The organism is Desulfurivibrio nitratireducens, from assembly GCF_044068515.1.
Taxonomy (GTDB): domain Bacteria; phylum Desulfobacterota; class Desulfobulbia; order Desulfobulbales; family Desulfurivibrionaceae; genus Desulfurivibrio.
On the sequence record NZ_JBIPKI010000016.1, the window covers coordinates 37621 to 43937 of the forward strand.

Below are 6317 nucleotides of genomic sequence, written 5' to 3' on the forward strand. Positions count from 1 at the left end.
CCCCGGGGCGGACTTCTGTGCTATGATGCCGGCCATGAAAATCGCCCTTATCCAGACCAACCCGGTGATTGGCGACTTTGCCGGCAACTCCGCCCGGATGGTCGCCGCCGCCGCCGAAGCCGCCGCCCGCGGCTGCGAACTGGCCGTTTTTCCCGAACTGGCCCTGAGCGGCTATCCTCCCCAGGATCTGCTGGAGCGCCCCGCCTTCCTGGCCGACCACGACCGCGCCCTGGCCCGGCTGATCGAGCAGGTGCGCGGCATCGGCCTGCTCTGCGGGGCGGTGATCCGCAACCCGGAGCCGGCCGGCAAGCCGCTTTACAACGCGGCCCTGCTTTGCGAGGACGGCCGGGTTTTGTTTCGCACCGCCAAGCGGCTGCTGCCGGCCTATGACGTCTTTGATGAATCGCGCTACTTTGAGCCGGGCCGCACGGCGGCCCTCTGTACCTACCGGGGCCTGAAGCTGGCGATCACCGTTTGCGAGGATATCTGGAACGATCAGCGGGTCTTCCCGCGCTGCCTCTACCATTGCGATCCGGCGGCCGAGCTGCTGGGCCCGGCGGGGGGCGGGGCCGATCTGCTGCTCAACCTGGCCGCCTCCCCCTTCAACCTGGGCAAAAACGCCATTAAACAGCAGATTTTTGCCAATATCTGCGCCACCTACCAGGTGCCGTTGATTCAGGTCAACCAGGTGGGAGGGCAGGACTCCCTGGTCTTCGAGGGCGGCAGCCTGGCCCTGGATCGGACCGGCCGGGTGATTTGCCGGGCCGCCCGCTTCCGCGAGGACCTGGTGGTCCTGGATACCGCCACCTGGCAGGGGGAAGTTCGGGCAGTGCCGGCGGAGGAGAGCGACCCGGCCGATCCGGAAGCCGCCGAGGTCCTGCAGGCCCTTATCCTCGGCACCCGCGATTATGTCCGCAAATGCGGTTTTTCCGGGGTGGTGATCGGCTTGAGCGGCGGGATCGATTCCGCCCTGGTCGCGGTGATCGCCGCCCGGGCCCTGGGTCCGGAAAACGTGCTGGGGATTGCCATGCCTTCCCCCTATTCCTCGGCCGCCAGCCTGGAGGATGCCCGCCGGCTGGCCGCCAACCTGGCCGTCGCTTTCGGCGAACTGCCGATTACCCCGATTTTCGAGAGTTACCGCCGGAGCCTGGCCCCGTTTTTCGCCGCATCGGCCGCGGGGCCGGCGGTCGGCCAGGGGCCGCTCGCCGCCGGGCCGGAAGAGGCCCCGGCGGTATCCCTCACCGAACAGAATATCCAGGCCCGGATCCGGGGCAACCTGCTGATGGCGGCGGCCAACCGCTACCGGCGTCTGGTCCTCTCCACCGGCAACAAGAGTGAAATGGCGGTGGGCTACTGCACCCTCTACGGCGATATGAGCGGGGGCCTGGCCCTGCTGGCCGACGTGCCCAAGACCCTGGTCTATCGGCTGGCCCGCCTGATCAACCGGACCGGGGAGATCATCCCCCGCCACACCCTGGAACGGGAGCCCAGCGCTGAACTGGCCCCGGACCAGAAGGACCAGGACGATCTGCCGCCCTACGAGGTACTGGACCCCATTCTCCAGGCCTACCTGGAAGAACAGCTGCCGATCAGGGAAATCGTGGCCCGGGGTTTCGACCCGGAGGTGGTGCGCGAAGTGGTCAGCCGGGTGCGGCGCAACGAGCACAAGCGCAAGCAGGCCCCGCCCGGCCTCAAGGTAACCACCAAGGCCTTCGGCTACGGCCGCCGCTACCCGGTCGCGGAAAACTACCAGGAAGACCACGACTAGCCGCCGCGCTTGCTGTTGCTGGCCAATCCTGGGCGCCCGGCTGATGAATATGTAAAAAACTTATTTTTCGAGGATGAAAAAATGACCCTGACTCCCCTTGCCACGACCTCGGAAGCGGGCCGGGCCCAGTTGGCCGCCCTGCGGGACCGGTTCCAGTCCGCCGATGATAATTGTCGCCGCCAGGTAAGTGAAATAATCGCCCGGGTGCGCGGCGGCGGCGACGCGGCCCTGGTGGAGTATACCCGCCGGTTCGATGCCCCCGATTTCCGGGCCGAGCAGTTGGCGGTTTCTCCCGCGGAACTGCAGGAGGCCTATGCCCGGGTCGATGACGAATTGCGGGCCACCCTGGAGTTGGCCATCGAGCGGATTTACGAGTTTCACGAACGGGAAAAGGAGCAGTCCTGGCTGCTGACCCGGGAGGACGGGGTTATCACCGGGCGGCTGGTCAACCCGGTGGATGCCGCCGGGCTCTATGTTCCCGGGGGCCAGGGCGGCAGCACCCCCCTGGTTTCTTCGGTATTGATGAACGGCATTCCCGCCGGGATCGCCGGGGTCCAGCGGCGGGTGATGCTGACCCCGCCCAACCCCGAGGGCAAGGTCAACCCCGCCCTGCTGGTGGCGGCCCAGGAAATCGGGATCAGCGAGATCTACAAGGCCGGCAGCGCCTGGGCCATCGCCGCCCTGGCTTACGGCACCGAGACCATCCCGGCGGTGGACGTGATCGTCGGCCCCGGCAACCAGTATGTCACCGAGGCCAAGCGCCAGGTTGCCGGCCGGGTGCGGATCGACATGATCGCCGGCCCCAGCGAGGTTCTGATCCTGGCCGATCACAGTGCCGAACCCGACTACGTCGCCGCCGATCTGCTGGCCCAGGCCGAGCATGATCCCCAGGCCCTGGCGATGTGCATCTGCGTGGATGAAGAGATGGCGGCCCGGATCGCCGCCGCCCTGGCGGAACAGCTGCCGCAACTGGAGCGGGCCGAGATTGCCGCCCGCTCGCTCAAGGAGCGGGGAGTGCTGCTGGTGGCCGCCGATCTCGACGAGGCCGTGGCCCTGGCCAACCAGATCGCCGCCGAGCACCTGGAGCTGATGATCGCCGAGCCCTTCGCATGGCTGCCCCGGATTCGCCATGCCGGGGCGATTTTCCTGGGCAAGTACACCCCGGAATCCGCCGGCGACTACCTGGCCGGCCCCAACCACGTGCTGCCGACCATGGGCACGGCCCGTTTTTCCTCCGCCCTGGGGGTGGAGACCTTTGTCAAGAAAAGCAGCCTGATCAGCTATTCCCGCGAGGCCCTGCTGGCCGACCAGGCCGATATCCAGCGCCTGGCCCGGCTGGAAGGGCTGACCGGCCATGCCCGCTCCGCCGCCATCCGCCGCTGAGCAGAGTGGCCGCCATCCCGCCGGACTGGACTCCGGCCGTCATGGCGTTCGCGCCAACGGCCGGCTTCAGGGCGGGCAGAGGGCGCACTTGCTGGTGAACACCTGGGAAGAGAGGTAGCGGTCGCCGCGGTCGGGCAGGATGGTCACCACGGTGGAGCCGCGGGGCAGGTCCCGGGCCACCTGGATCGCCCCCCAGACCGCGGCCCCGCTGGAAATCCCGCAGAAAAGACCTTCGCGAATCGCCAGATCCCGGGTGGTGTTGAAGGCGTCCGCGTCGCTGCACACCACCACCCCGCTCAGCAGGGCGGGTTCGTAGATGGCGGGCACGATGGACTCCTGCATGTTCTTCAGCCCCTGGATGCAGTGGCCCAGGGTCGGCTCCACCCCCACCACCTGGATCGGTTTGCTCTTCTCCTTGAAATAACGGGCGCAGCCCATCAGGGTGCCGGTGGTCCCCATCCCGGCCACCAGCACGTCCACCGTGCCCGCGGTCTGCTGCCAGATTTCGGGGGCGGTGGTCTCGTAATGAGCCCGCCAGTTGTACTCGTTTTTAAACTGGTCCGGCATGAAATACTCGCCGTTGCAGTGCTCCCAGATGTGCCGGGCCCGCAGGATCGCCCCATCGGTGCGGTCGCAGCCCGGGGTCAGTTCCAGGTCGGCGCCCAGGGCGGCCAGCACCGCCCGGCGCTCCTCGGAAACACAGGCCGGCATGGTGAGCTTGATCCGGTAGCCCAGGGCGGCCGCCACCATGGCCATGCCGATGCCGGTGTTGCCCGAAGTCGGCTCCAAGATGGTCTGGCCGGGCTGCAAGGCGCCGGTGGCGATGGCGTGGCGGATCATGGAATAGGCCGGCCGGTCCTTCAGCGAGCCGCCGGGGTTTGAGCCTTCCAGCTTCGCACAAATGCGGACCCCGCTGCGCTCGGTGTTCCAGATCGTTTGCAGGTCGACCAGGGGGGTGTTGCCAATGGCGTCAAGCAGCTTCATCAAAATTCTCCAACCAATAATAAACCAGGGCGGCTTGCCGGGAGAGCGGCTGCCCGTATATTGTCTTGCCCGCCGCCGGCGTTTCCCCTCGCCGAGGCGGGCGGCAGTGCCGGAACAAGCTACCCCAAAGGGCCAAAGAAAGGCAATAAAATACCGCAACCGGCCTTGACCCGTGGCCTGGCGGGCGGAGCCGGCCCAGGTAAAATCCCCCGGGAATTCCGGTTATTCGTCGCCGGCGGGCCCCGCGGCGGTGATTGATTTGCCGGCCGAAACAAGGTACTTTGTTGCGACAAGCGGGCTGGAGGCCGGGCTCGGCCTGCCGGCGGTCCGGCGGCCCGGCCAGGTTTTTTTATGCAATCAGCTTGAGTAAGGGGTGTTAAGGGGGATGTTGAGCAAGGGAAGCAGGATACCCGGCTGGCTGCTGGCGGCCTGCCTATTGCCGGCGGCTTTGCTGCTGGCCTGGCTGCTGCTGGCCCGGCTCAATTTTCTTTACCCGGTCTGGTACCAGGTGCTGGCCATCGAGGAGCATATTGCCCTTTATGCCCCCCAGAACCGCCACGGCAAGACCGATTTCGTCGAGACCACCCCTGCCGAGCATCGCCGCCTTTTCGCCGCCATTGTCCAGGCGATCCAGGGCCGGGGCGAGCCCCTGGCGGACATCGTTTACCGGGACGCCGCCGGCCGGGAACTGGGCCGTTTTCTCCAGGCCGACGAGGTCGGCCACCTCGAAGATGTCCGGCGCCTGGTGGCCCTGCTGACCAAAAGCGGAACCCTGCTGGCCCTGGCCGGGGGGCTGCTGGCCCTGCTGATCTGGTGGCGGCAGCTGCCTCTGCCGCCGCCGGGCCGGGTCGGCCTGGCCCTGCTGGGGCTGTTGCTGGCCGGCGGAGCCCTGCTGGCCCTGGCGGGGCCCCAGCAGGTTTTCGATCGCCTCCATGAGTGGGTGTTCCCCCCCGAGCATCCCTGGTTTTTCTATTATCAGGATTCGCTGATGACCACCACCCTCAAGGCGCCCCAGATCTTTGCCGCCATCGCCGGGCTCTGGACTCTGGCGGGGGTGGTTTCTTACCTCCTGATCTACGCCGTACTGCGGCGCCTGCTGCCGGCCGGCGTCCCGGGCCCCCCCAAAACCAACCGGAAGAGGGCCTCCCTGGGATGAGCGCGGCCATGACTGAGCGGCAACCGATCTATCTGATTGACGGCAGCGCCTATATCTACCGGGGTTATCACGCCATCGGGCCCTTGACCAACGCCGCCGGGCTGCCCACCCACGCGATTTTCGGCTTCATCAATATCCTGCTGCGGGTGATCCGGGAAAAACAGCCGCGCTACCTGGCGGTGGCCTTCGACGCCAAGGGCCCCAATTTCCGCCACCGGATCTTTCCCGCCTACAAGGCCAACCGGCCCCCGATGCCCCCCGACCTGGCCTGCCAGATTCCCTACATCAAGGAGCTGGTGGCCGCCTACCATATCACCGCCCTGGAAGAGGAGGGGGTCGAGGCCGACGACCTGATCGCCACCGCCGCCCGGCGGCTGGCCGGCCCCGAGCAGCCGGTGATCGTCGTTTCCGGCGACAAGGACCTGCTGCAGCTGATCAACGACCAGATCACCCTCTGGGATCCCATGAGCGACAAGCTCATGGACCCGGCGGCGGTGGAGCGCAAGTACCAGGTAAAGCCCGGGCAATTGCTGGATTTCTTCGCCCTGATCGGCGACAGTTCGGACAATGTGCCGGGGGTACCGGGAGTGGGGCCCAAAACGGCGGCCAAGCTCATCAGCCAGTTCGGCGATCTCGATCAGCTCTATGCCCGCCTGGAGCAAGTCAGCGCCGCCAAGTTGCGGGAAAAACTGGCCGCCCACCAGGGGGAGGCCCTGCTGGCCCGCGACCTGATCCGGCTCAAGGATGACCTGGATTTGCCGGGCCGGCCCGAGGCTTACCGCCTGCCGCCGCCCGACGAGGATAAACTGCGGCGTCTCTTCACCGAACTGGACTTCTCCCGCCTGATCAAAAGCGAGCTGCGCACCGCCAAGCTGGAGTCCGCCGGCTTTCACCTGGTCGCCGGCGAGGCCGAATTGGCCGAGCTGGGCGATAAACTGGCCGCTGCCGGGGCGGACCTGGTCATCGACACCGAAACCACCTCGCTGGATCCCCTCCAGGCCGAACTGGTGGGCATTTCCCTCGCCC

5 protein-coding genes are annotated in these 6317 nt (G+C 67.0%); 4 read left to right on the forward strand and 1 reads right to left on the reverse strand.

Going from position 1 to position 6317, the window contains the following annotated elements; translation table 11 throughout:
• Positions 1-34 precede the first annotated feature (34 nt).
• Both ACHHTY_RS06270 and hisD read left to right on the forward strand, forming a co-directional pair.
• Positions 35-1768 carry an NAD+ synthase gene (locus ACHHTY_RS06270; RefSeq protein ID WP_395493248.1) on the forward strand — a complete coding sequence of 578 codons (1734 nt, stop codon included), beginning with the start codon at positions 35-37 and terminating at the stop codon, positions 1766-1768.
• A gap of 81 nt (positions 1769-1849) precedes the next feature.
• The gene (hisD, locus tag ACHHTY_RS06275; protein ID WP_395493249.1) at positions 1850-3151 is read left to right on the forward strand and encodes a histidinol dehydrogenase; all 1302 of its coding nucleotides are present in this window, start codon (positions 1850-1852) and stop codon (positions 3149-3151) included.
• A gap of 66 nt (positions 3152-3217) precedes the next feature.
• On the opposite strand, the gene ACHHTY_RS06280 is transcribed toward hisD, so the two are convergent.
• The gene (locus ACHHTY_RS06280) at positions 3218-4135 is read right to left on the reverse strand and encodes a PLP-dependent cysteine synthase family protein (protein ID WP_395493250.1); all 918 of its coding nucleotides are present in this window, start codon (positions 4133-4135) and stop codon (positions 3218-3220) included.
• 385 nt (positions 4136-4520) lie between these two features.
• Here ACHHTY_RS06280 and ACHHTY_RS06285 point away from each other — a divergent pair, with 385 nt between their 5' ends.
• A complete protein-coding gene (locus tag ACHHTY_RS06285; protein WP_395493251.1) occupies positions 4521-5291 on the forward strand; it encodes a lipoprotein intramolecular transacylase Lit in 771 nt (256 codons plus the stop codon).
• A gap of 8 nt (positions 5292-5299) precedes the next feature.
• Positions 5300-6317, forward strand: a 1018-nt coding sequence (locus tag ACHHTY_RS06290; protein WP_395493252.1) for a 5'-3' exonuclease H3TH domain-containing protein, incomplete at its 3' end; no start/stop codon positions are given.

Bases quoted from the DNA above. Each gene is read 5' to 3' on its own strand.
- ACHHTY_RS06285 (WP_395493251.1), top strand. From the start codon at position 4,521: ATGTTGAGCAAGGGAAGCAGGATACCCGGCTGGCTGCTGGCGGCCTGC.
- ACHHTY_RS06280 (WP_395493250.1), bottom strand. From the start codon at position 4,135: ATGAAGCTGCTTGACGCCATTGGCAACACCCCCCTGGTCGACCTGCAA.
- ACHHTY_RS06270 (WP_395493248.1), top strand. From the start codon at position 35: ATGAAAATCGCCCTTATCCAGACCAACCCGGTGATTGGCGACTTTGCC.
- hisD (WP_395493249.1), top strand. From the start codon at position 1,850: ATGACCCTGACTCCCCTTGCCACGACCTCGGAAGCGGGCCGGGCCCAG.